Annotated in this window: 24 protein-coding genes; 11 read left to right on the forward strand and 13 right to left on the reverse strand. The window is 53.3% G+C overall.

The features are described 5' to 3' along the window. Positions 1–23: 23 nt before the first annotated feature. Complete coding sequence (locus LQ945_RS02085; RefSeq protein ID WP_270102180.1) at positions 24–440, reverse strand: winged helix-turn-helix transcriptional regulator; 417 nt, start codon at positions 438–440, stop codon at positions 24–26. Between the two features lie 146 nt (positions 441–586). Here LQ945_RS02085 and LQ945_RS02090 point away from each other — a divergent pair, with 146 nt between their 5' ends. From LQ945_RS02090 to LQ945_RS02115, 6 genes are all read left to right on the forward strand, one after another. Further along, on the forward strand, positions 587–1,468 hold the full coding sequence (locus tag LQ945_RS02090; protein WP_270102181.1) for an aromatic alcohol reductase: 882 nt from the start codon (positions 587–589) through the stop codon (positions 1,466–1,468). Between the two features lie 224 nt (positions 1,469–1,692). Continuing rightward, positions 1,693–2,010, forward strand: a complete 318-nt coding sequence (locus tag LQ945_RS02095; RefSeq protein WP_044551524.1) for a GtrA family protein — start codon at positions 1,693–1,695, stop codon at positions 2,008–2,010. Then, the gene (locus tag LQ945_RS02100) at positions 2,010–2,921 is read left to right on the forward strand and encodes a glycosyltransferase family 2 protein (RefSeq protein ID WP_269935186.1); all 912 of its coding nucleotides are present in this window, start codon (positions 2,010–2,012) and stop codon (positions 2,919–2,921) included. The genes LQ945_RS02095 and LQ945_RS02100 overlap by 1 nt, the downstream gene beginning before the upstream one ends. Positions 2,922–2,934: 13 nt before the next feature. Beyond that, entirely contained in the window at positions 2,935–4,377 is a 1,443-nt protein-coding gene (locus LQ945_RS02105; protein ID WP_270102182.1) for a glucosyltransferase domain-containing protein, read from the forward strand. Between the two features lie 654 nt (positions 4,378–5,031). Further along, entirely contained in the window at positions 5,032–5,964 is a 933-nt protein-coding gene (gene ttcA, locus LQ945_RS02110) for a tRNA 2-thiocytidine(32) synthetase TtcA (RefSeq protein ID WP_269935184.1), read from the forward strand. A gap of 140 nt (positions 5,965–6,104) precedes the next feature. Continuing rightward, complete coding sequence (locus LQ945_RS02115; protein ID WP_270102183.1) at positions 6,105–6,503, forward strand: VOC family protein; 399 nt, start codon at positions 6,105–6,107, stop codon at positions 6,501–6,503. 216 nt (positions 6,504–6,719) lie between these two features. On the opposite strand, the gene zntB is transcribed toward LQ945_RS02115, so the two are convergent. Then, the gene (gene zntB, locus LQ945_RS02120) at positions 6,720–7,703 is read right to left on the reverse strand and encodes a zinc transporter ZntB (RefSeq protein ID WP_044551533.1); all 984 of its coding nucleotides are present in this window, start codon (positions 7,701–7,703) and stop codon (positions 6,720–6,722) included. Positions 7,704–7,840: 137 nt separating this feature from the next. On the opposite strand from zntB, the gene LQ945_RS02125 reads away from it, so the two are divergent. Next, positions 7,841–8,923 (forward strand): hypothetical protein, encoded by a 1,083-nt coding sequence (locus tag LQ945_RS02125; RefSeq protein ID WP_270102184.1) that lies wholly within the window; start codon positions 7,841–7,843, stop codon positions 8,921–8,923. Between the two features lie 193 nt (positions 8,924–9,116). Next, complete coding sequence (locus LQ945_RS02130) at positions 9,117–9,365, forward strand: hypothetical protein (protein WP_020827088.1); 249 nt, start codon at positions 9,117–9,119, stop codon at positions 9,363–9,365. A 174-nt stretch (positions 9,366–9,539) separates the two neighbouring features. Here LQ945_RS02130 and LQ945_RS02135 read toward each other — a convergent pair whose 3' ends face one another. After that, a complete protein-coding gene (locus tag LQ945_RS02135; RefSeq protein WP_270102185.1) occupies positions 9,540–11,174 on the reverse strand; it encodes a peptide ABC transporter substrate-binding protein in 1,635 nt (544 codons plus the stop codon). 158 nt (positions 11,175–11,332) lie between these two features. Next, positions 11,333–11,683 carry a hypothetical protein gene (locus LQ945_RS02140; RefSeq protein WP_182823037.1) on the reverse strand — a complete coding sequence of 117 codons (351 nt, stop codon included), beginning with the start codon at positions 11,681–11,683 and terminating at the stop codon, positions 11,333–11,335. A gap of 207 nt (positions 11,684–11,890) precedes the next feature. On the opposite strand from LQ945_RS02140, the gene mpaA reads away from it, so the two are divergent. Then, positions 11,891–12,598, forward strand: coding sequence for a murein tripeptide amidase MpaA (gene mpaA / locus LQ945_RS02145; protein ID WP_259218634.1), 708 nt, complete (start codon positions 11,891–11,893; stop codon positions 12,596–12,598). Between the two features lie 5 nt (positions 12,599–12,603). On the opposite strand, the gene ycjG is transcribed toward mpaA, so the two are convergent. Continuing rightward, positions 12,604–13,575, reverse strand: coding sequence for an L-Ala-D/L-Glu epimerase (gene ycjG / locus LQ945_RS02150; RefSeq protein WP_270102187.1), 972 nt, complete (start codon positions 13,573–13,575; stop codon positions 12,604–12,606). Positions 13,576–13,798: 223 nt separating this feature from the next. Here ycjG and tpx point away from each other — a divergent pair, with 223 nt between their 5' ends. Continuing rightward, a complete protein-coding gene (tpx, locus tag LQ945_RS02155; RefSeq protein WP_020827093.1) occupies positions 13,799–14,302 on the forward strand; it encodes a thiol peroxidase in 504 nt (167 codons plus the stop codon). A gap of 72 nt (positions 14,303–14,374) precedes the next feature. On the opposite strand, the gene tyrR is transcribed toward tpx, so the two are convergent. From tyrR to pspA, 7 genes are all read right to left on the reverse strand, one after another. Beyond that, positions 14,375–15,946: a transcriptional regulator TyrR gene (tyrR, locus tag LQ945_RS02160; protein WP_044551546.1), complete on the reverse strand. Its 1,572-nt coding sequence runs from the start codon at positions 15,944–15,946 to the stop codon at positions 14,375–14,377. 329 nt (positions 15,947–16,275) lie between these two features. Beyond that, positions 16,276–17,337 carry a YcjF family protein gene (locus LQ945_RS02165; RefSeq protein WP_270102188.1) on the reverse strand — a complete coding sequence of 354 codons (1,062 nt, stop codon included), beginning with the start codon at positions 17,335–17,337 and terminating at the stop codon, positions 16,276–16,278. Further along, the gene (locus tag LQ945_RS02170) at positions 17,334–18,731 is read right to left on the reverse strand and encodes a YcjX family protein (RefSeq protein ID WP_270102189.1); all 1,398 of its coding nucleotides are present in this window, start codon (positions 18,729–18,731) and stop codon (positions 17,334–17,336) included. Before LQ945_RS02170 ends, LQ945_RS02165 begins: the two co-directional genes overlap by 4 nt. Beyond that, positions 18,712–18,978, reverse strand: a complete 267-nt coding sequence (pspD, locus tag LQ945_RS02175; protein WP_270102190.1) for a phage shock protein PspD — start codon at positions 18,976–18,978, stop codon at positions 18,712–18,714. Before pspD ends, LQ945_RS02170 begins: the two co-directional genes overlap by 20 nt. A gap of 96 nt (positions 18,979–19,074) precedes the next feature. Beyond that, a complete protein-coding gene (pspC, locus tag LQ945_RS02180) occupies positions 19,075–19,434 on the reverse strand; it encodes an envelope stress response membrane protein PspC (protein ID WP_020827098.1) in 360 nt (119 codons plus the stop codon). Beyond that, on the reverse strand, positions 19,434–19,661 hold the full coding sequence (gene pspB / locus LQ945_RS02185; RefSeq protein WP_044551554.1) for an envelope stress response membrane protein PspB: 228 nt from the start codon (positions 19,659–19,661) through the stop codon (positions 19,434–19,436). Before pspB ends, pspC begins: the two co-directional genes overlap by 1 nt. A gap of 65 nt (positions 19,662–19,726) precedes the next feature. Further along, on the reverse strand, positions 19,727–20,392 hold the full coding sequence (gene pspA, locus LQ945_RS02190) for a phage shock protein PspA (protein ID WP_020827099.1): 666 nt from the start codon (positions 20,390–20,392) through the stop codon (positions 19,727–19,729). Between the two features lie 184 nt (positions 20,393–20,576). Here pspA and pspF point away from each other — a divergent pair, with 184 nt between their 5' ends. Continuing rightward, positions 20,577–21,584 (forward strand): phage shock protein operon transcriptional activator, encoded by a 1,008-nt coding sequence (gene pspF, locus LQ945_RS02195; protein ID WP_270102191.1) that lies wholly within the window; start codon positions 20,577–20,579, stop codon positions 21,582–21,584. Between the two features lie 193 nt (positions 21,585–21,777). On the opposite strand, the gene zigA is transcribed toward pspF, so the two are convergent. After that, the gene (gene zigA, locus LQ945_RS02200; protein WP_044551560.1) at positions 21,778–22,965 is read right to left on the reverse strand and encodes a zinc metallochaperone GTPase ZigA; all 1,188 of its coding nucleotides are present in this window, start codon (positions 22,963–22,965) and stop codon (positions 21,778–21,780) included. Positions 22,966–22,975 lie beyond the last annotated feature (10 nt).

The raw sequence follows: 22,975 nt of genomic DNA on the forward strand, positions 1-22,975 counted from the left end.
CAACCCGCTAGCGAACATCCCCGTTAGCGGGTTTTTTCTCCGTTAGCATAAGCCTGGCGCGAATGCTGAAAACCGGCTTGGTTTTCAATAATCCAGTACCATAGCGGCAGCATGTTAAGCAGCATCCCTTTTCCCAACTCGGTCAAGCTGTAATCCACACGAGGATGGGGCTTTTTCAGCTGATGATCATAGCGCTCGATAAGGCCATCTCGCTCGAGTTGACGCAAGGTTCTGGTCAGCATTCGCTGCGTGACGCCGGGCAGAGCTTTAGCCAGTTCGGCATGCCTGAGCGTGCCCTGCGTTCCCAGGATATAGATCGCCCCCAGCGACCAGCGATTACCGGTATGCGTCAGAATCTCTCTTTTTAGCGTGTCCGATTCGTCACTGAGCGCCTCGCAAATGGCCGAGAATGTCTTTACTTGTTCTTCATCTAAGGTCATTGCGCATCCCGGTATCAACAGTGTGCCTGATTGTTATCCCTGTTCTGAGCGTTCAGGATTAAGGACAACCAAAGGGGAAAAGTATGCACAATAACGTGATGAGTCAATGCCGCAACATTCTGATCCTGGGCGCCGGTGAGTTGGGAATGGCGGTGATCGAGGGTTTCATTAAACAGCGCAAAGCGAACCCGGATATCCGTCTGACCGTTTTATTACGCGCCTCATCTCTGGTCGGCAATGCCAAACCGGCGCCAACGAACCGGCTGAAAAAACTGACGGACTGGGGAGTCGGGACGCTTGCCGGAGATTTCAATAGCCTGACGACGGAGGCTCTGGGGCAAATTTTTGCCCCTTACGATGCCGTCGTCAACTGTAGCGGCTTTGTCGGCGGGCCGGGAACACAACTCAAAATAACGCGTGCAGTCTTGCTGGCAGGTACCGCACGCTATTTCCCCTGGCAGTTTGGCGTCGACTATGACCGTATTGGCATGGGCAGTGGCCAGCTCGTCTGGGATGAACAATTGGCCGTACGACAGCTGTTACGCGGTCAACAGATGACTAAGTGGGTGATTGTCTCGACTGGCATGTTCACCAGCTTTCTGTTTGAACAAAGTTTTGGCGTGGTCGATTTTCCAGGACATAAAGTGAATGCCTTGGGCGACGCAAACTATGCACTCACCCTCACCACCGCGGAGGATATCGGCAGGCTGACGGCGATGATTTTTTTCCATTCCCCCGTGATTGAAAATGAGGTGGTTTATCTCGCAGGTGACACCGTCACCTATCGGCAACTGACCGAATTGCTTAGCCAACATGATAAAACCCCCTTTTCACTTGAAATAAGCGACAAGGACTCTCTTGAGGCAGCGGCAATAAAGTCACCGGACGATCTTTGCGCCGCTTACCGGCTGGCGTTCGCCAGAGCGGAGGGCGTGGCATGGCCAAAAACCGAGACTTACAATGCCCGTCATCAGATTGAGGTAAAGGACGTAAAAACCTGGCTGTCAGAAAACAAGCCCACCGATTGACGCACAAAAACGGGCGGTAGGGTGTTGGGTGGCCGTACTGCCCCGTAAACGCGCAAAAATGGCATCTGAAAAAAGCCGCGCATTAGTCATCAATACCCAATGCTGTCATGTCCATGATCTAGAAAGCTTTGCCATCGCCATGACGCGATGGCAAAATACAGCAAATCAAATTTTAAGAATTTTGCGCATTGAATACCTTTTTACGTTATGCATCAGTCGGTGTGATGAACACCGGTGCTCACTGGGCCGTTTTTGCGCTCATGCTACTTGGCGGTGCCTCGCAATCACTCTCTAACCTTGTTGCCTTCTGCATCGCAGTAACCCTTTCGTTCTTTGTAAACGCCAGGTGGACGTTCAAATCAGAAGCGACCGCAATCCGCTACGTGGTGTATGTGTTGTTTATGGGTGGCATGGCATTCTTGGTCGGCTGGCTGGCAGACAAAATGGATGTAAAACCCATTGTTACACTAGTGACTTTCTCGGCGGTAAGTCTGATTTGCGGTTTCATTTACTCTAAATTTTTTGTATTCAAGGATGATTAATGAGAGTTTCCTTGGTAGTTCCCGTATTTAATGAAGAGGAAGCAATCCCTGTTTTCTATAAGTCCGTGCGCGAATATAAGCCATTTGCGGATTATGATATTGAGATAATTTTCGTCAATGACGGGAGCTCAGATAAAACAGAAAGCATTATCTCTGCATTGTCTTTGGCAGATAGCCATGTTAAGCCTATAAACTTCACCAGAAACTTTGGTAAAGAGCCTGCCCTGTTCGCCGGACTGGAGTCATCCACCGGAGATGTCATCATTCCGATAGACGTTGACTTGCAAGATCCCATAGAGGTCATTCCACGGTTGATTCAACGGTGGAAAAATGGGGCTGAGGTAGTTTTAGCCAAGCGCATTGACAGGACCTGCGATGGCAGAATGAAGCGTAAAAGCGCGGAGTGGTTTTATAGAATCCATAATAAAATCAGCAAGCCTGCGATAGAGGAAAATGTCGGTGATTTTAGGCTGATGTCTCGCGAGGTGGTAGACAACATAAAACAACTTCCAGAACGCAATTTATTTATGAAAGGGATTTTAAGTTGGGTCGGAGGTAAAGTGGATGTTGTAGAATACAGTAGAGCCGAACGTGTCGCCGGCACAAGCAAATTCAATGGCTGGAAGCTTTGGAATCTGGCCATTGAGGGAATCACCAGTTTTTCAACATTTCCGCTCAGAATATGGGCTTACCTTGGTTTTTTCGTTGCGTCCCTCTCCTTCTTATATGGTACATGGATGATTTTAGATAAAATCATTTGGGGAAACCCTGTAGCAGGCTATCCCTCTATCATCGTATCCATTCTCTTTCTTGGTGGCGTACAACTTATTGGCATTGGTGTCCTGGGTGAATATATCGGCAGGATCTACATTGAAACAAAATGTAGACCACGTTATATAGTGAAAAAGTGAGACGGAATTTTACATGATCTGCAAGAATGACAAAAAAACATTGGCCCTGTACTCAGGCTTGGCTCTGCTATTTATTTACCCTTTGATTCAAGCCGGTGTTTTCTACCGGGATGATCTTGATAGAGCCATCACCGGTCAGTATGGTTGGCGAGGTTTGGGTCGCCCTGTCGCCGATATTCTGATGAAGATTTTATCTGCCAGCGGCCACTATAATCTTGATTTATTCCCCTATACCATGATTGCATCAGGTTTATTTCTAGGTGGGGCATCTCTATTACTTAGCAAATATTTGTCAAAATTAAACGTTCCTTCTTGCACATTAGTTGCGGCCCTTTTGATTTTTAATCCTTTCATGTTACAAAATATCGCCTACAGGTACGACTCCTTAGGTATGTCTATAGCTTTTTTCCTTGCGGTTATGGCTTACACGCATAAGGGTAGCAACCTTGTCAGAGAAATTTCAGTAAAACTGCTCACTGGCGTATTATCTTTGACCTTATATCAGCCATGTGCAAATATTTTTATTGGATTACTTGCTGTAGACATTATGATTCTTGCCGTCAATAACCATTTCAAAACCATCGACACAATAAAGTTAATATTAAATAAAGCAGTTTTATTTATTACGTTCTACGTAATCTACATGTTGTTTTTTGCTTCAGGAAATAATTCACGCTCAGAGATAATTTCACCAAGTGCCGAGGGACTAGAGCACCTGGCAACGACAGCTCACGCGTTAAAAGCTTTGTTCCTTTCATATTTCTATGGGCCTGTATATATTTACTTTTTGGTTCCATCCGTGATCGGTTTGATCTTCATGTTAGTTTCAAACCGCCATTATAAATATACAATATTGCCATTTATTTTTTACGGATTACTTTCAATATTTGTATTCTTGGTATCACTAATGGGACCAACCTTATTACTTCAGGATGCCCCGATTTTTCCCAGAACATTGGTTTCATTTTCTGTGCTCCTGGTTTTGGTTGCCATTCCTATCGTGTATTTTGCACCTAAATTAAAATACCTCTCTCTCATCCCAGTAATAACGGTGCTTGCTTTTAGCGCTCAGTTAAGCAGTGCCATCAAGTCACAGCGCGAATATGAGGATTTTGTTTTCAACATGATCGGGCGCGATCTGGCAAGCTATAAAAATATCGAAACCGTCGGAACGCTCGGTCAAGTCAACATTGATGAGAGAGCAAAACTATTGACGGAAAACAAGCCATTGATAGGCTATTTCCTCAGCCCAGCCTCAGAGTTCCTGGCTTCTTTCCAGCTCATTAACAAAGGGTTCCCACAAACGCTGCATGGTTATGGTGATGAGCAGAATAACATGAATAAGCTTTCCGCCATGATTAACAATGGCGTTAAGCCCGTATCTTCTAACAAGGACTACTCCCTGTTCATTTCCGATAATACGGCCATAGTTAAATTAGGAGAAAATAATAATTAATCCTATCTGCCCTCTACCACGAGGGCTTTATTTTAATACGTAGTGCAAAGTGGTGGATAGTCGTGAGATCCTGATATCCCAACCCGTTGATGCAAGAGATCTCCAGCCAGCCGCGAAACCGATAGCAGTAGGCGCGAAAATGCCGCCCTCGCTCCCGGTTGGGAACATTGGGAATGTCAAAAAACCTTATCGGTGGAACATACGGTCGCCCTACTTGCTCCCGCGTTGAGAACGCGGCGCGGCCAACGGCGATTATCGTCGCTGCCCTCTAAGCCCGAAACCACGTTCTATCATCGCGAATAAGGGAAGCAGAAAAGCAGCATCGCCATTGGGTGTTTTTGCTCGCCGACCAGGCCGACCGTTCTTATCATCAATAGGTTTCGTTGGGACACTGCTGCAAAACTCGCTGGCATTCGGCGGCGTAATCCGTACCATACGCGACATACTTTCGCTTGTTGGTTTTTAACGGCGGGCGCTAACCCGTCTTTCATCGTCGCTCAGATGGGACACCACAACGCGTAAATGATCTATAAGATATACGGCAAGTGGATCGAAGAAATGAACGGGGAGCAGGTGAACATGCTAAATGACAGGCTGTCTCTTTAATGTACTTTGCCTGCGTTTTGCCCCTTTTTATGTTTCACGGAAAATATAATGCAAGAAAATCAACAAATTAATCCTAAAGAGCAATACAACCTCAACAAATTGCACAAGCGTCTGCGCCGCAACGTGGGCGAAGCGATTGCCGACTTCAACATGATTGAAGAAGGCGACCGCATCATGGTCTGCCTGTCCGGCGGTAAAGACAGCTACACCATGCTGGAAATTCTGCGCAACCTGCAGCAGAGCGCACCGGTCAATTTCTCACTGATTGCCGTTAACCTCGATCAGAAACAGCCTGGCTTCCCGGAGCATATCCTGCCGGCCTATCTGGAAAGTTTAGGGGTGGAATACAAGATCGTTGAGGAGAACACCTACAGCATCGTCAAGGACAAGATCCCCGAGGGCAAAACCACCTGTTCTCTGTGTTCACGCCTGCGCCGCGGTATTCTTTACCGCACCGCCACCGAGCTGGGTGCCACCAAGATTGCCCTGGGCCACCACCGTGATGACATTCTGCAAACCCTGTTCCTCAATATGTTCTACGGCGGCAAACTGAAAGGCATGCCACCTAAACTGATGAGCGACGACGGAAAGCACGTGGTGATCCGTCCGCTGGCGTACTGCCGTGAAAAAGACATTGAGCGTTTCTCGGTGGCGAAAGCATTCCCGATTATCCCGTGCAACCTGTGCGGTTCGCAGCCTAACCTGCAGCGTCAGGTGATTGGCGACATGCTGCGCGACTGGGATAAGCGTTATCCGGGCCGCCTGGAAACCATGTTCAGCGCAATGCAAAACGTGGTGCCTTCGCACCTGAGCGACTATAATCTGTTTGATTTCAAAGGCATTCACCACGGTAGCGAAGTCGTTGACGGCGGCGATCTGGCTTTCGATCGTGAAGACATTCCGATGCAGCCGGTGGGTTGGCAGCCGGAAGAGGCGGATGAACCTGCCCCGGCACGTTTAGACGTGCTCGAGATCAAATAAGCCGCTGTTCCGCCCGCACACTGCGGGCGGCTCTTTATCCCCCTCAGTTGGCGATCCCGCTCGCATTTCCAGCAGAATTCACCAGACAGTGCGGTTTTTATCCTATACTGTGTTTTTATACAGTCACCTGGAGATTACCGATGAACATCACGCCCTGCTTGTCTCACGTTTCTCTCGGCAGCAATAATTTTCACGCCGCAGCTAATTTTTACGATCGCACCCTCGCCGCCTTAGGTTGCCGCCGAGTTTTGGAACACCCAGGGGCCATTGGCTATGGCCGCGATTATCCGGAGTTTTGGCTGCAGCTGCCGATCGACGGCAAACCGGCCACCACCGGCAACGGGATTCATGTGGGTTTTTTCGCCACCAGCAAGCAGCAGGTTGATGATTTTTACCGGCAGGCGCTGCTGGCCGGGGCGAAGGATGAGGGCGCTCCCGGTTCAAGACCGCACTATGGCGAAGCCTATTACGGCTGCTTTGTGCGTGACCTGGACGGGCACAAGATCGAGGCCAGTTTCTGGGATGAAAGCGCGGCCTGAGGGGCAAATTGCGGACAAAAAAATGCCGGTGATTAAACCGGCATTGTATGAATCAATGTGCTATGCAGTAATTCTAAATATAAGAAAGTAAGACAATTATGGAGCGCAACGCCCATCGCTTGACGTTGCATTCACCTGCGAGATAGATCATGCCTCATTTCCCCCCGGCAAAAGTTGATATCGCTCAATGTTAACCGGGGTTTTACCTCTTTTTGGCTACAACCAACGGCGTCTCTTCAGCCACCAGCCCACGCCAAACACCAGACCGGCCAGCATCAGGCAAAAAGCCGCAAAGCCGAATGGATTGCCGCCCCCAGGGATCCCGCCCAGGTTGACGCCGAACAACCCGGTCAAAAAGGTCGTGGGTAAAAATACCATCGCCAATAACGACATGGTGTAGGTGCGGCGGTTCATGGCATCGGCCATCACGGTGGTGATTTCGTCAGAAAGGATTGCGGTACGCGCAATGCTGCCGTCCAGGTCGTCCAGCCCGCGCCCCAGCCGATCGGCAATATCCTGCATGCGGCGACGATCGTCGTCATTCATCCAGGGCAAACGATCGCTGGCTAAACGCGAGAACACGTCGCGTTGCGGCGCCATATAACGACGCAGCACAATCAACTGTTTGCGGATCAGCGCCAACTGCCCCCGTTCGGGGACCTGCTGCTCCAGTAACGAATCTTCCAGATCGATGATTTTATCGTGCAGATCTTCGATAAACTCGCTGGCGTGGTCGGTCAGCGCGTCCGATATCTCCACCAGCCAGTTGCCGCTGTTGGTCGGCCCGCTACCGCTTTGCAGATCGTTCACCACCTGATCAATGGAATACACTTTGCGATGGCGGGTAGAGACGATGAGTTTATCGGTCATGTAAACGCGGATGGTGACCAACTGATCCGGCCGCGAGTTGGCGTTAAAGTTGATGCTGCGCAGCGTGATCATGGTGCCGTCGCCCACCTTGCTGACGCGCGGCCGGGAACTCTCCCCGGATAAGGCCTCTCTTACCGCATCCGGCAACAGCGACGTCGTGGCCAGCCACTCGGCACTGGCCGGGTGCGCATAATCGAGATGCAGCCAGCAAGGCTCGTCGCAGGTGACTTTATCATCGTAATCAATCGACGTTACACCGCCCTTGCCATCAAGCTGGTAGGCATAGACTGCGTCAGGAACCTGTAACTCGCGCCCCTCAATGACTTCCATTCCTCATCCTCTTTGCTTTTCAGTTATTCCAGAGTCTAGCGTTAATGGTAGGCGGATCAAAGATGAAGGCGTGCGAATGCTGCTCTGTACTGCGCTTATAGGCTAACATGGAGGAAGAATGAACAACCTGGTGCCCGATGATGCCGACTCGAACCTTCGTATTAGCCTCTGTTTTGGCGCTGGGGCTGACCCCTTTTTATCCGCTGCTTGCCGCAAAGCATTCTCTCAACGGTTTCGCCAATACCTACCGGGTCAAGCTGGGGCCTGCGGCTGGTGATTTGCCCTACTTTGTCGCGCAACCCCAGGATGTCGCGCCGGATAGCGCCTTAATCGTCCTGCACGGGTATCCCAGAGATGCGGGGAAAACCTTGGCCGCCGCGGTAAAAGCGGCTCAACTTGCAGGCAAAACCGGCCAGGCGCTGTTGGTCGCCCCGCTGTTCCCGGTCAGCAATGCCCAGGCTGGACGCTGTCACTCCCCCGGCGTTCCGCAGGCCCAGGCCGGGGACGCGCTGTGGAGTTGCAGTTCCTGGATCGAAGGCGGTTTGGACAACCAGGGGAAAACCAGCTCGTTTGCCGCGCTTGATCGCCTGGTTGCCGAACTGAAAGTTAAATGGCCACGGATACGTTGGGTCACCGTTGCGGGGTTTTCCGCCGGCGCACAGTTTGTGCAGCACTATGTCGGTTTCGCCAATCCGCCGCCCGGCATAAGGCTGCGCTATGTGATATCCGATCCCGGTAGCTGGCTCTATTTTGATCGCCGTCGGCCACAGCCGGTAATTAAAGGTCGCCCTGTTGACTGGCGCGACTGTGATTCTACCAGGGGCTGCACCTTTGATTGGGTTGAGGTTAACAGCGACGCCTGCCCAAACGTCAATCGCTGGAAATACGGCATTGAGCAGATCCCGCCTTTCCTCGCCCAAAAGTCTGAGTCGATGCGCGAACGCTATGCCAGCGCAGACATTACCTACATGGCCGGCGAAAAAGATACCGGCGACGCGGCCGGCAGTTTTTATAAAATACTCGACAAATCTTGCGCAGCGCAGGCTCAGGGCCCCTATCGGCTACAACGCGCTATCGCCTATACGGCTTACGATCGACGTTTTATTACCCCGCATGCCAAACGTGATTTAGCGATCGTTCCCGATTGTGCACATGACGTGTCCTGCGTATTTCCCTCCCCCGTTGGGCGTCAGGTATTATTTAACAAAAATGCAGACTAATAATCACGGATATGAAATAAAATGGGGCTGAACAATGCGGATATCGTGAAATAAAGCGCTGGCTATCGCGCCATTATTATGACTTAACATATTCACATCAATTTTAATTCATAATGACAATAAAAAATTAACAGAAAGCTGTTCCAGCGCAAATTTGAGAGGCATATACTTCCCTCACTACGAGGAGGTAGTTATGTTACGCGACCATTTAAAATTAAACGACAGCGATACGCTGGAGAAAATCCGCAGCGTTAATTTTCAAAATCAGGGCCAGGAAGAAATCAGCGAGTTTATCGTAAAGAATGCCAGCGGTGCGCAGGTTGGTAAGGTGTCGGTACATGATCACCTCAGCACCCGGCGCTCTTACCCGACCAGCTATCGCATTACCCAAACGGACATGAGCGGCCGCATTCTGGTTGATGCCATGCGGGACAGCTTATAAAGCATAAATAACGACCGGTTTTACCCACAATTCATTGCCGAATAGAAATACCGTTGCGGTTATTTTGACGGACGGCATCGCTCTGGCTGAAAAAAGCCATTGAGATTAATTCTATTATTCGACAAATATTCATAACCAGGCCCCGAATTAACGGAGCCTGGTTAATTGCAGTTATTAATGCTTGATAATATACATCGTCTGGCTGTAGGCCACGTCTTCCGGATTGGTGATCGGGTAACCTTTTACCCAAGGCTTGATCAGGCGGCCATTGGTATACTGGTAAATCGGCGCGATCGGTGCCTGTTCCGTGATGATCTGCTCCAGTTTGTTGTAATCCGCCGTCAAGGCCGCGGCACTGGTTTCACGGCTGGCCTGCGCCAACAGCTTATCGTAATTTTCGCTCTTGAATTTGGCGATATTGCCGCTGTGGGTGGAGCTCAATAGCGACAGGAAGGTCGAGGCTTCGTTGTAATCGCCCACCCAGGAAGCGCGCACCACGTCGAAATTACCGGTGTTGCGGCTGTCGATGTAGGTCTTCCACTCTTGGTTCTGCAACTTGACGTCGATCCCGAGCGTTTTCTTCCACATTGAGGCCACGGCAATGGCAATTTTCTGGTGGCTTTCCGAAGTGTTATACAACAGCGTCAGCTTCAACGGGTTGTTCGGGCCATAGCCGGCGGCCTGGATCAGCGCCTTGGCCTGAGCATCCAGTTCGGCCTGCGGCTGCTGTTGCAACAGGCTCACTTCCGGTTTGAAGCCTGCGGTGACGTCCGGCGTAAAGTGGTAAGCCGGTTTCTCGCCGGTACCCAACACTTTTTCGGCGATAATTTTGCGATCGATCGCATAAGACAGCGCCTTGCGCACCCGTACATCACTGGTCGGCGCCCGCTGGGTGTTGAAAGCGTAATAATAAGTCCCCAGCTGATCGGGGGTATAAACCTGATCCGGAATATCCTTCAGCAGTTTTTGGTACATGTTTTTAGGAAAGGATTCGGTGATGTCGATGTCGCCGGCCAAATAGCGCTTGGTGGCGTTAGACTCCTGGTTGATCGGTACAAAGGTCACTTTGGTTAAAACGGTATGCGCGTGATCCCAATAGTGTTCGTTTGGCGTCAATACCAGCTTCTCGTTGACCACCCGTTCCTGCAGTTTAAACGCGCCATTACCCACCAGGTTACCCACCTTGGTCCAGTCATTGCCATATTTCTCCACCACCGCCTTGTTCACCGGGAACAGGCTGAAGTTGGCCGTCAGGCTGACAAAATAAGGGACCGGTTTGTTCAATTGCACTTTAAAGGTGTAATCGTCCAGCGCCGTTACGCCCAGCTTGTCCGCAGGCAATTTGCCGGTGATGATCTCATCGGCGTTCTCGATCCCCGCTAGTTGGGCAAACCAGGCAAAGGGAGACAAATTTTTCGGCTCGACCAGGCGTTGCCAGCTATAGACAAAGTCTTTTGCCGTGACAGGGTCACCATTCGACCAGCGTGCGTCTTTACGCAGTGTGAAAATATAGGTTTGGTTATCCGTGGTTTGCCAACGGGTAGCAACACCGGGGATCACTTTGCCGTTCGCATCCTGATTAACCAGGCCTTCAAACAGATCGCGCGCCAATTGCGCTTCCGGCAACCCGACCGCCTTGATGGGATCGAGCGAGGCAGGCTCATCTTTGATATGGCGAACAATTTCCTGCTTTTCCGCCAGAGTGGTACCCGGGGGAACCTGCGCCGCCATCGCGCTGCTCAACCCTGCACCGATCGCCACTGCACACAGCGCCAAACGAAAACCCTGTTGAATTTTTTTTCTCGTCATTCTGATTCATCCCCGTTAACCATCTGAATTTTTTATCTTATAGCACAAGATTAGTCTCACCTAGAGTTCCAGGCGGACAAGATGTAAAAACTGGGGGCCAGGCAATAAAAAATGCCCGTGCGACGAGGTCGGCACGGGCATTTTTTACTCGAAGAGGGTTATTCGTACAGATGAATGCTGTTGATACGGTAGCTGAACTCCTCGCCCTCTTCTTCATCAAAGATGGTGAAGAAGCCTTTCTCCGCCAGCGGTTTGGCATGGATATCGGTCTTTTGCATCTGGCGCGACTCGGCATCGTCATAGCCATAGTCCAGATAGAAGCTGTTTTTTTGATAGTCGACGTGCAGCGTAAACGGATAGTTGGACTCATCGCCGCGCCCATCGTCGTTCTTCACCACGCCGAACCACTCACCCTGGCGGATTTGGTTTTCCTCGTCCACGCCGCACAGCAGCGTGATGGTGTCTTTTTCATTTTCGCTATAGCTGGCAATAATTCTGGCTACTGGCATGTTAAATCCCCTGTTTGGTTATTGGGTTAGCTTTGCCGATAGTATAACAACAGCGAATTGACCGGCGGGGTTTTATTGTTACCTGCGTTAACGCACAGTTCACATATCAGGCAATGGCCGAACAATAGCTCTGGGAAAGTGCGGTCAAAGCGTAATACACTGAATAAAATGATAATCACTCTCGACCTTTAAATCAGGGAACGCATCATGATCCAGCATCGACCGCGCAGTGAACGTGGCCAATTGGCCGTTGCAGGAGAGAATTACGGCAGTTCGCTGCTGGGCGCACCGCTGCTCTATTTCCCTGCGGCCATCAGTAGCCCGGATACCGGGCTGATCATCGCCGGTACGCACGGTGACGAAGGTGCCGCTATTGTCACGCTGTCCTGTGCGCTGCGCAGCATCGCCCCCAATCAGTTGCGTCATCATGTGGTGCTGGCCGTCAACCCGGATGGTTGCCAACTCGGGCTGCGCGCCAATGCCAACGGTGTCGATCTGAACCGCAATTTCCCGGCGGCCAACTGGCGCTCCGGCGATACGGTTTATCGCTGGAACAGCGCGGCGGAAGCTCGGGACGTTAAGCTTTCGACCGGTGGTCGTCCGGGTTCCGAGCCGGAAACCCAGGCGCTGTGCCACCTGATCCATCGGCTGAAACCGCGCTGGGTAGTCTCCTTCCACGAGCCTTTGGCCTGCATCGAAGATCCTGCCAGCTCCCGGCTCGGCGTCTGGCTTTCGCACAAATTTGCCCTGCCGCTGGTCACCAGCGTCGGTTACGAGACCCCAGGCTCGTTCGGCAGCTGGTGTGCCGATTTGTCGCTGCCCTGCATTACCGCGGAATTCCCGCCCATCTCTGCCGATGCCGCCAGCGAAAGCTATCTCGACGCCATGGTGGAATTACTGACCTATCCTGACTGAGTCGGTTACGGGGCGAGATTGATCGCCCCACACTCGAAACTCAAACCCGGCTCAACGTCCTTCGCCAGCCAGGTTGGACCGTCCAAATCGACGAATCGCGCCCCAGGAGCCAAGGGTAACGCCGCGCCGATCGCCCGAGAAGTGCAGAGCATACAGCCGAGCATGATGGCGAACCCTTGTTCCCGCGCCAATGCCGCCAACGCCAACCCTTCCGTCAGACCGCCGGTCTTGTCCAGCTTGATATTGACCATTTGATAACGGCCGGCCAACCGCGGCAGATCGCTACGCGTGTGGCAGCTCTCATCGGCGCAAATCGGTAACGGGTGGATAAAGTTTTCCAGCGCGCTGTCGTCCTTCGCCGGCAGCGGTTGCTCCAGCATTGCCACGTCCAGATCTGCCAACAGTTGACAACGTGCCGCCAGCCCCTCCGCCTGCCAGGACTCATTGGCGTCGACGATCAAGGTTGCCGTCGGCACTGCCGCACGGATCGCCACCAGTCGTTCACTGATCAGGTGGTTATCCAGCTTGATTTTCAACAGGCGGGCCCCCTGCTGCTCAAGCTCACGCGCGGCGAAGGCCATCGCCTCCGGCGAGCCGATGCTGACGGTTTGCGCCATCACAATGCGCTCCGGTTCCGCGACTTCGCTACGCTGCCACAGGCTCTGACCGTTCAGGCGACATTCCAGATCCCAAAGCGCTGAATCCACTGCATTGCGCGCAGCGCCTGCCGGCATTAACTGCTGCAGTTGCTCCCGCGTCACGCCCTGTTCCACAGCCGTTGCCACCTCTGCCAGCTGTGCCATTACCGAGGCTTCACTTTCGCCGTAACGCGCATAGGGCGTACATTCGCCGCTGGCACGCACGCCTTGCTGTTCAATTTCGACCACCACGACTTTGGCTTCGGTCCGGCTACCGCGAGCTATCACAAAGGCAGTATGCAGCGGCCAGGCTTCTGGGTAAAAACGCATGCTTCTCATAACGGCTCCTGAGGCGAAAATTGCGCATAAACGAGGGCGGCCAGAAGAATAAATTCTGGACACAACCTAATATATACAACTATTTAGCAAACTTTATATATCCAACCCGCAATTGTTGACATAAACTGATGCCAGGGTGTGAACCTAATGTTAAACGCGGCGCAAAGCCGCTTTCATTAGGCTCATGCCCTTTGTATAAACACCTGTAAAAGGAATCAAGCTAATGACTCAGACAGTACATTTTCAAGGCAACCCGGTTAGCGTTGCAGGCCATCTGCCACAGTCCGGCGAACAAGCCAAAGCCTTCTCTCTGGTTGCCAAAGACCTGTCAGATGTGGCGCTGAGCAGCTTCGCGGGTCAACGCAAAGTTCTGAACATTTTCCCAAGCATCGATACCGGCGTTTGTGCGACTTCAGTGCGTAAATTCAACCAGTTGGCCAGCGGCCTGGATAACACCGTAGTGTTGTGCATTTCATCTGACCTGCCTTTCGCACAGTCACGTTTCTGTGGCGCGGAAGGCCTGAGCAACGTGGTGACCCTGTCCACTCTGCGCGGTGCAGAATTCAAACAAGCCTACGGCGTTGAAATCGCAGAAGGCCCACTGGCCGGTCTGACTGCACGTGCGGTGGTGGTGCTGGATGGCCAGGATAACGTGTTGTACAGCGAGCTGGTCAATGAAATCACCAACGAACCAGACTATGACGCGGCGCTGGCTGCATTGAAATAATGTCATAAGGCTCGCGAATGACGGGCTTTGTTAGTTATGGTTAAAAACGGGCGCCTAAGGCGCCCGTTCTTTTTACTCTTCGCTTTCCCCAGCCGGCTTGCGGCTGCTGAGCCCATACTCGCGCAGCTTGTTGGCGATCGCGGTATGTGAAACCCCCAGGCGTTTCGCCAGCTTTCGCGTGCTTGGGTAAGTGCGGTACAGCCGCGTCAGCACCGAGCGTTCAAAGCGCTTGCTGATGTCGTCAAGCGAGCCATCCAACACTTCATCGCCTAGTGACATTTCAACTTCAAATTCCGGCAGGACGATATCTTGCGGACGAAGTTCGAAACCTTCCGTTTGCGTCAGCGCGCGATAAATGGCGTTCTTCAACTGCCGCACGTTGCCCGGCCAGCCGTATTTGCTGAGGAAGCTGCCCAGATCGTTGGACAATTTCGGCCGCGCCACGCCCTGCTCATCGGCAAAGCGCGCCACGAACAGTTCAGTCAGCGGCATGATGTCCTGCGGACGTTCACGCAACGGCGGAAGGGTAATGGTCAGTACGTTAAGGCGATAATACAAGTCCTCACGGAACTCACCGCGTTGCACCAGTTCGGTCAGGTTTTTCTGCGTCGCGCAGATCACACGCACATCGACATGCACTTCGTGTTCTTCGCCAACCCGGCGGAAAGTACCGTCGTTAATAAAGCGCAACAGTTTGGTTTGCATGCGCGGTGACATTTCACCGATTTCATCGAGCAACACCGAACCGCCGTGTGCCTGCTCGAAGAAGCCCTTCTTGCCTTCCAGTGCATTGGGATAAGCGCCCGGCGCATGGCCGAACAGCTCGCTTTCCGCGACGTCATCCGGCAAGGCGGCACAGTTTAGCGCCAGGAACGGCTGTTTGCCGCGCGGGCTTCGCAGGTGACAGGCCCGGGCCAGGATGTCTTTACCGGTACCGGTATCCCCGACAATCAACAGTGGCGCATCCAGCATCGCCAGCTTGCGCGCTTGCTCCAGCACCTGGCGCATTTTCGGGCTGGCAGCGACGATATGATCAAATTCGGTATCGTCGTTCACCGACAGATTCTGTAGCTGACGGCCCATGCGCGCCGTGGATTTCAGCATCACGACCGCGCCGACGGTGTCTTTCTGTTGATTTTCGTCTTCCAGATAGATCGGGGTGATATCCATCAGGAAATCCTGACTGCGGATCACCACCCGCTCAGATTGCGGTGTCGCCTGCTCGCTTTCCAGCCAGCGGCTGAAGTTATAACCACCGATCAGCGCAGTGGCGGTCTGGTTGCGGATTTTGTCTTCGCTGAAACCGAACAACGCCTGAGCCGCCGGGTTAGCCAGCTCGACCTTGCCCTTCATATCAATCGAGAAGACCGGTTCCGGCATCGACTCCAGCAACGCACGCAGGGCGCGGTGCTCGCGCTCGGACGGCATGAAATTCACGGTGCGTACGTCGGTCACGCCGGCAATGCGACGGATCTCTGCCATCAAGGCACGGAAGGTGTCAAAATCCAGCTGGGAAAAATTGAGGTAAATGCGGCCGATGGGATCGATTTCGATGCCACGTAAATCTATGCTGCGCAATACCAAAAGATCGAGTAACTCTCGAGTCAGACCGATTCGGTCTTCGCAAAAAACTTCCAAACGCATCAGTATTGGCCTTATCTCTGCAGGTGCGGGGATGACTGGCAATGATGATACTCTCTCACCCCGAACGGTAGAAGCAATCTGTCAGCAAAAGTTGACAGAACTCTGATTTATCGCTGTTGTTGATGTTTTTAAACGCAAGTGAATAACACCATCGGCGTCATTTTAGCTGATCGGCAGAGAGTTATCACAACCGCCAATAAATTTGCAGATAAATATAATGTATTTGCAGGGGGATCGTCTTTCGTCAAGTGAAGGTTACGTCTTGGCTTTTGCGTGGCGCGACAGAGGCAGAAAGGAAGCACGGCGCCCAAATGGACGCCGTGAGGAGATTATTTGGCTTTGCTGTCGCCTTTCTTCATGGTTTCTTTTAGTTGGCTGACCAGTTGGCTACGGAAATCACCCAGCTTGGGTTTCTCACCTTCCAGCCAAGGCAGCGGACGGCACAGTTCCATCGCCTTGATGCCGAGCCGCGCGGTCAGCAAACCGGCGCCGATCCCCTGTGCTGCACGGGCAGACAAGCGAGCCGCCAGATCTTGCGACATCCAGTCCATCCCCACTTCGCGCACCAGTTCGGACGCACCGGCAAAAGCAATGTTCAACAGGACCAGGCGGAATAACCGCAGACGACTAAAGTAGCCCAGCTCGATGCCATACAGCGCCGCGATGCGGTTGATAAGGCGAATATTGCGCCAGGCGATAAAAGCCATATCCACCAGCGCCAGCGGACTGACGGCGATCATTAACGTGGATTCCGCCGCCGAACGGCTGATTTCACGCCGAGCCTGGTTGTCCAGCACCGGCTGTACCAGCTTGGCGTACAGCGCCACCACTTCACGGTCGTTTTGGGTTTCATGCAGCGAGGCCTGCCAGCGCTGCAACGCCGGATGCCCTTGATCCAGACCGGCCTGGCGCGCCAACTTCTCGCAGAACTCACGCCCTTTGCCCAAACCGTGGCTATGCAGTAATTCCCGAGCCACATCGCGCTCTTCCGCGCGCTGGCGCAGGCGATACAATCGCCGCCATTCGGTCACCACCGAGCCCACCCCGGCAAAGACGATCAGGCCGCCCGCTACGCCACCACCCAGAGCAATCCAATCCTGCTGCACCCAGGCGGTGTGTAGCCACTGTACGCCCTGCGCCACCACGCTGACGCCAAACAGCGCCAGCCCGGCAGTGACCATTTTGCGCCACAGGCTGCGCTTGGGTTTCAGGGCCGCATTGATGATGCCTTCGGCGCGCCCCTCTTCGTCTTCCTGCTGCAGCTCCGGCGCAGCCGGGAAAAAACTTTCCGCCTGCTGTTCATCAAAAGCCACGTTGGCACGCAGTACGGGCTCCTGCGGCGGTTGCAGCGGTTGTTCAAAATCGATACGCGGTTTTATCGGCTCGCTCATCGCAATTTATCTCCCAGTAAAAACTCCATCACCGCGTCCAGGCGAATATGTGGTAACGGGCTGTCCACGCTCATGGCACGTGGGCGAAATTCATCGAAATGGAAACCCTGGTTTTGCCAAAACGCCGGCCCAGGCAAGCGTGCCGGCACTTCGCCGGGGAAAACCGTCAGCGGCGCGCCGTCGTTCAGACGATTGCCTTTTAACGCCGGGATGCGCTGCCCCTGATGGTCAACGATACCGCTCTCGGTAGCCTGTACCGAGGCCAGCCCAACGCAGTCCATGCTGATGCCTTCAAACGCGGCGTTCTGCCACGCTTCCTGCACCAACTGCTGCAGCAGCGACACCAGATTGGCGTGCTGATCGGCAGTGATGTGGTCGGCTTTGGTGGCGGCGAACATCAGCTTGTCGATGGTCGGCGAAAACAAGCGGCGAAACAGCGTGCGCTTGCCATAGTGGAAACTCTGCATCAACTGGGTCAGCGCCAGGCGCATATCGTTAAACGCCTGCGGGCCGCTATTGAGCGGCTGCAAGCAATCCACCAGTACAATCTGACGATCGAAACGGACAAAATGCTCTTTATAAAAGTTTTTGACGATCGACTGACAGTAATAATTGAAACGCGCGCGCAGCATACCGATGTTGCTGTGCTTATCCGCCTGCGCCAGCTTTGATTCACCCTGAGCGTCCACATTTGGCCACGGGAAAAACTGCAACGCCGGCGCACCGGCCATATCTCCCGGCAGGACAAAGCGGCCAGGCTGAATAAAGTGCAGCCCTTCGCTTTTGCAACGCAGGAGATAGTCGGTGTAGGCCTGAGCGATAGCCGCCAGTTTGTTTTCATCAGCCGGAGCCAGCGGATCGCAGCTTTTGCAAAGCTCGAGCCAGGGCTTGGCCCACTCGGCGCGATCGCCCTGCAGCAGGCCGGCCATTTGCCGTGACCAGGCCAGATAGTCCTGTTCCAGCATCGGCAAATCCAGCAACCACTCGCCAGGGTAATCGACGATTTCCAGGTACAGGGTCGAGGTGTCTTTGAAATGGCGCAGCAGCGAATCATTGGAACGGTAACGCAGCGCCAGGCGAATTTCGCTGACGCCACGCGTCGGGGTCGGCCAGCTCGGCGGTGTGCCATACAGCTGTGCCAACCCTTCATCATAGGTAAAACGTTGAATGCCCAGATCGCGCTGCGGAATGCGCTTCACGCCCAGCAGACGCTCTTCACGCACCGGTGAGAACAGCGGCATCCGCGCGCCGCTGTGAACATGCAGCAATTGGTTGACGAAAGCGGTGATAAAGGCGGTTTTGCCGCTACGGCTCAGGCCGGTCACCGCCAGGCGCAGATGGCGATCCATACCGCGGTTGACCAGCGACGTTAACTCATTTTGCAGTCGTTTCATTGTTCTCCTTGGCATAACGCCCAAATACCTTGTTCAGGCCTTTGCGGAACAAAGGTTCCAGCACCAGCGCCAGGACAAAGCGAATCGGTTTGCGACCCACGGTCCGCAGCAGCCAGCTGGCCGCCCCTGCCGGGCCGTAATTCAGTAACACTATGATGATGACTTTAGACACTGTCTTCAACATTGCACCTGCTCCTCGTTTAAATCCACCGGATTTAGCGGCGCTTGCGGCATAGGTTTTGTTCATTATCAATGCCCTCCGGCACGGTTCGGGTCAATAAAGGATGATGACGGGTACAATGCCTGACCTGCGCACGGCGCAGGCCATAGCATGCGGGGCGGGTTACAGCTTGCGGAAACGGCTCTGTACGCCGAAAGTGTCCGACGTGACGTAACGCTCAACCTGTCGCAGCTGTTGTTCGCCGCTGCCCAGTTGATATTCAAGTTGGTCGAGCAACTGACGCGGTGTTTTTTGCTGTTCGCCGTCAAAACGGCTGGCCGGCGCTTCATCCAACACGAACACCAGCGCGAAATAAGCAATCAGGGTGAAGAAAAACAGCCCGAAGAACATCGATAACACCACGATCACCCGGATCAGGCGTACCGGCACGTCGAAATAATGGGCCAGACCGGCGCAGACGCCCTTCACCATCCCTTCTTCAGGTACGCGATAAAGCTTTTTACTGCCCAGAGTGTTGTTCATCAAGACTGTCTCCAGTTCGGGTGTTCTGCATCGAGGATCTCTTCCAGCGCCTGAATGCGTTCACGCATACGCTTGGCATCTTCGGCCAGCTGTGCCAGACGCTGCATTTCCTGATGGCTCAGTTGAATGCCGCTTTGTTGCCGATTGCTGTAATGCAGCCAAAGCCAAATCGGTGCGACAAACAACACAAAGATTGTCAACGGAATGGCAAGTAATAGAGCACTCATTTCTTTTCCTTCTTAATCTTAATGCGTCGTTGGTGGGCGGCCACCTTACCGTGGCCGCTATTGCCTTACTCGGAACGATTCATTTTCGCTTTCAGCGCCGCCAACTGCTCGCTGATGGCGTCGTCGGCTTTCAACTCGGCAAATTCTTGATCCAGAGACTTCTTTTTACCGATGCTGACGCTTTCCGCTTCGGCTTCCATATGGTCGATGCGACGTTCGAACTGCTCGAAACGCGCCATTGCCTCATCCAGTTTGCCGCTGTCGAGCTGACGACGCACTTCGCGGGAAGACGACGCCGCCTGATGACGCAGCGTCAGCGCCTGCTGACGTGCACGGGTTTCGGTCAGTTTGTTTTCCAGCTCACCGATTTCGCTTTTCATGCGGGCCAGGGTTTCTTCTACGGTCGAGACTTCATGAGTCAGCGTAGAGATCAGGTCGGCCACTTTCTGTTTTTCGATCAGCGCCGCACGGGCCAGATCTTCTTTATCTTTACGCAGCGCCAGTTCGGCTTTGTCCTGCCAGTCGCTCAGTTGGTTTTCACCCTGCTCGATACGGCGCAACAGCTGCTTTTTCTCCGCCAGCGCACGCGCCGAGGTAGAGCGGACTTCGACCAGCGTGTCTTCCATCTCTTGGATCATCAACCGCACCAGTTTTTGCGGATCTTCTGCCTTATCCAGCAGAGTATTGATGTTGGCGTTCACGATGTCGGCAAAACGAGAAAAAATACCCATAATTCACTTCCTCTTGGTTCTGATGGCGTCTGAAGCGCCGCGGTAAATCATACAGATTGCCCAAAGACTTAATCAAAACCCGTGCCAACTTTTATTTCATTGAATCATAAGGATTATTTATTTTTGACTCTCTGAGCGCATCCTGTAGAGTGATTATTTTCACCAAACATTGGCGAATTTCATCATGAGCGAACAGTTAGAAAATCTGCTGGGCGAAGCAAACGCCTTTGTCGAAGTCTTGGAGCAAGTCTCGCAACTGGCAAAATTGAACAAGCCGGTGTTGGTGATCGGTGAGCGTGGAACCGGTAAGGAGTTGATCGCCCACCGTTTACATTACCTCTCCAACCGTTGGCAAGGGCCTTTTATCTCGCTTAACTGCGCGGCCCTGAATGAGAACCTGCTGGATTCGGAACTGTTCGGCCATGAAGCCGGGGCTTTTACCGGTGCGCAGAAGCGCCACCTGGGCCGCTTTGAACGCGCCGACGGCGGCACCTTGTTTCTCGATGAACTGGCGACCGCGCCGATGCTGGTACAGGAAAAACTGCTGCGGGTGATTGAATACGGTCATCTGGAGCGTGTCGGCGGCAGCCAACCGCTGCAGGTCGATGTGCGATTGGTGTGTGCCACCAACGACGATTTGCCCGCGCTGGCGGCGGCAGGAAAATTCCGCGCCGACCTGCTGGACCGCCTGGCGTTCGACGTCGTGCAGTTGCCGCCGCTGCGCCGGCGCCAGCAAGACATCATGTTGCTGGCAGAACACTTTGCGATCCAAATGTGTCGTGAACTGTCGTTGCCGCTGTTCCCCGGCTTTACCGAGCGTGCCAGAGATACCCTGCTCGGCTATCACTGGCCAGGCAACGTGCGCGAATTGAAAAACGTGGTGGAGCGTTCGGTTTACCGCCACGGTACCAGCGCCGAGGCGCTGGATAATATCGTCATCAACCCGTTCGCCCAGCGGGAAAGTGCGTCATTGCCTGTAGAGGTTGAAGCGCATGATGGCCTGCCGCTGCTGCCGCTGGATTTAAAAGCCTGGCAATTGGCGCAGGAAAAGTCTCTGATCGAGGCGGCACTGCAACAGGGAAGATTTAACCAACGTAAAGCGGCGGAGTTGCTCGGCCTGACCTATCACCAGCTTCGCGGCATGCTGAAAAAACATGCGTTAATGCAAAATGGCGAGGCGGACGACGAATAGCGGGCAAAAAAAAAGCCAGCACCCGAGCTGGCTTAAAAAACACTGGAAGCAATGTGAGCAATGTCGTGCCTTTCACAGCAGAACCACAGGGAGTGGCCTTCCGTGAACTGCCAAGCGATGATAATAGTTATCAGTATCATCTGTAAAGCACTTTGTTGAGAATTTTTCTCATTACCACACTGTCATTGTGCAATTACCACTCAGGGAAGGGATCGGCCATCTCGTGCCAATAATCTACCCCGGCGGCCATTTCCTCATCGTTTAGCAGGCAGGCGTCCAGCAAACGCGTTATTTTGGCCTGCTGCAGATGCTGGCCGATGAACACCAACTCCTGACGCATGTCACCGAAAGGCTCCACCCATTTTTCCATAATATGCGCCCTCGTCTCTTCGTCTTCCGGCCACCTGTCTTGCGCTATGGCACGCCAGAAGGTACCTGCCAGTCCATAATGGGCAATCCCTCCCGCCTGGCTCCACTGCCCGGCCTGACGGGGACGCGTCGCCAGCCAGAAAAACCCTTTGGAACGTAGGAGCTTGCCACCGCCCCAGTCACCGTTGATCACCCGGTAAAATTTGTCCGGCGCAAAAGGACGGCGGGCCTGATAAACAAAGCTGCCGATCCCGTAGTTTTCCGTTTCTGGCAAGTGCTCGCCCCGCAGCTCCTTCAACCAGCCCGGTGCCTGTTGCGCCTTGTCGAAGCTGAAGCTTTGGGTGTTCAATACCGCTTCCAGCGGCAATTTACCTGGCGATATGGGCAAAATACGGGCATCCGGGTTTAAACTGGCCAGCAGCGCCATCACTTCGCCCTGCTGTTCTGGCGTCAGCAGGTCGGTTTTGCTCACCAGCATCACGTCGCAGAACTCAATCTGTTCGATCAACAGGTCCGCTACGCTGCGCAGATCGTCCTCGCCCAGGCTCTGACCGGCCTCCTGCAGCGTCTGTGCCTGCTGGTACTGCTGGATAAAATTAACCCCGTCTACCACGGTGACCAAGGTATCCAGGCGCGCAAACTGCGACAGGCTTTCTCCCTGTTCATCCTCAAAGGTAAAGGTTTCCGCTACCGGTAAAGGTTCGGAAATGCCGCTGGATTCGATCAGCAGGTAATCGAAGCGCCCTGCCTGAGCCAATTCTCGTACCGAAATCAGCAGGTCTTCGCGCAGCGTGCAGCAAATGCAGCCATTGCTCATTTCCACCAGCTTTTCCTGTTGGCGATCGAGCTGGACTTCGTTCTCGACCAAGGCGGCGTCAATGTTGACTTCGCTCATGTCGTTGACAATAACCGCCACGCGCATGCCCTGGCGGTTGTTCAGAATATGGTTTAACACCGTTGTTTTACCGGCGCCGAGAAAGCCGGAAAGCACGGTTACGGGTAATGGATTCATGGGATTCCTC

It is taken from the genome of Serratia liquefaciens (assembly GCF_027594825.1).
Lineage (GTDB): Bacteria > Pseudomonadota > Gammaproteobacteria > Enterobacterales > Enterobacteriaceae > Serratia > Serratia liquefaciens_A.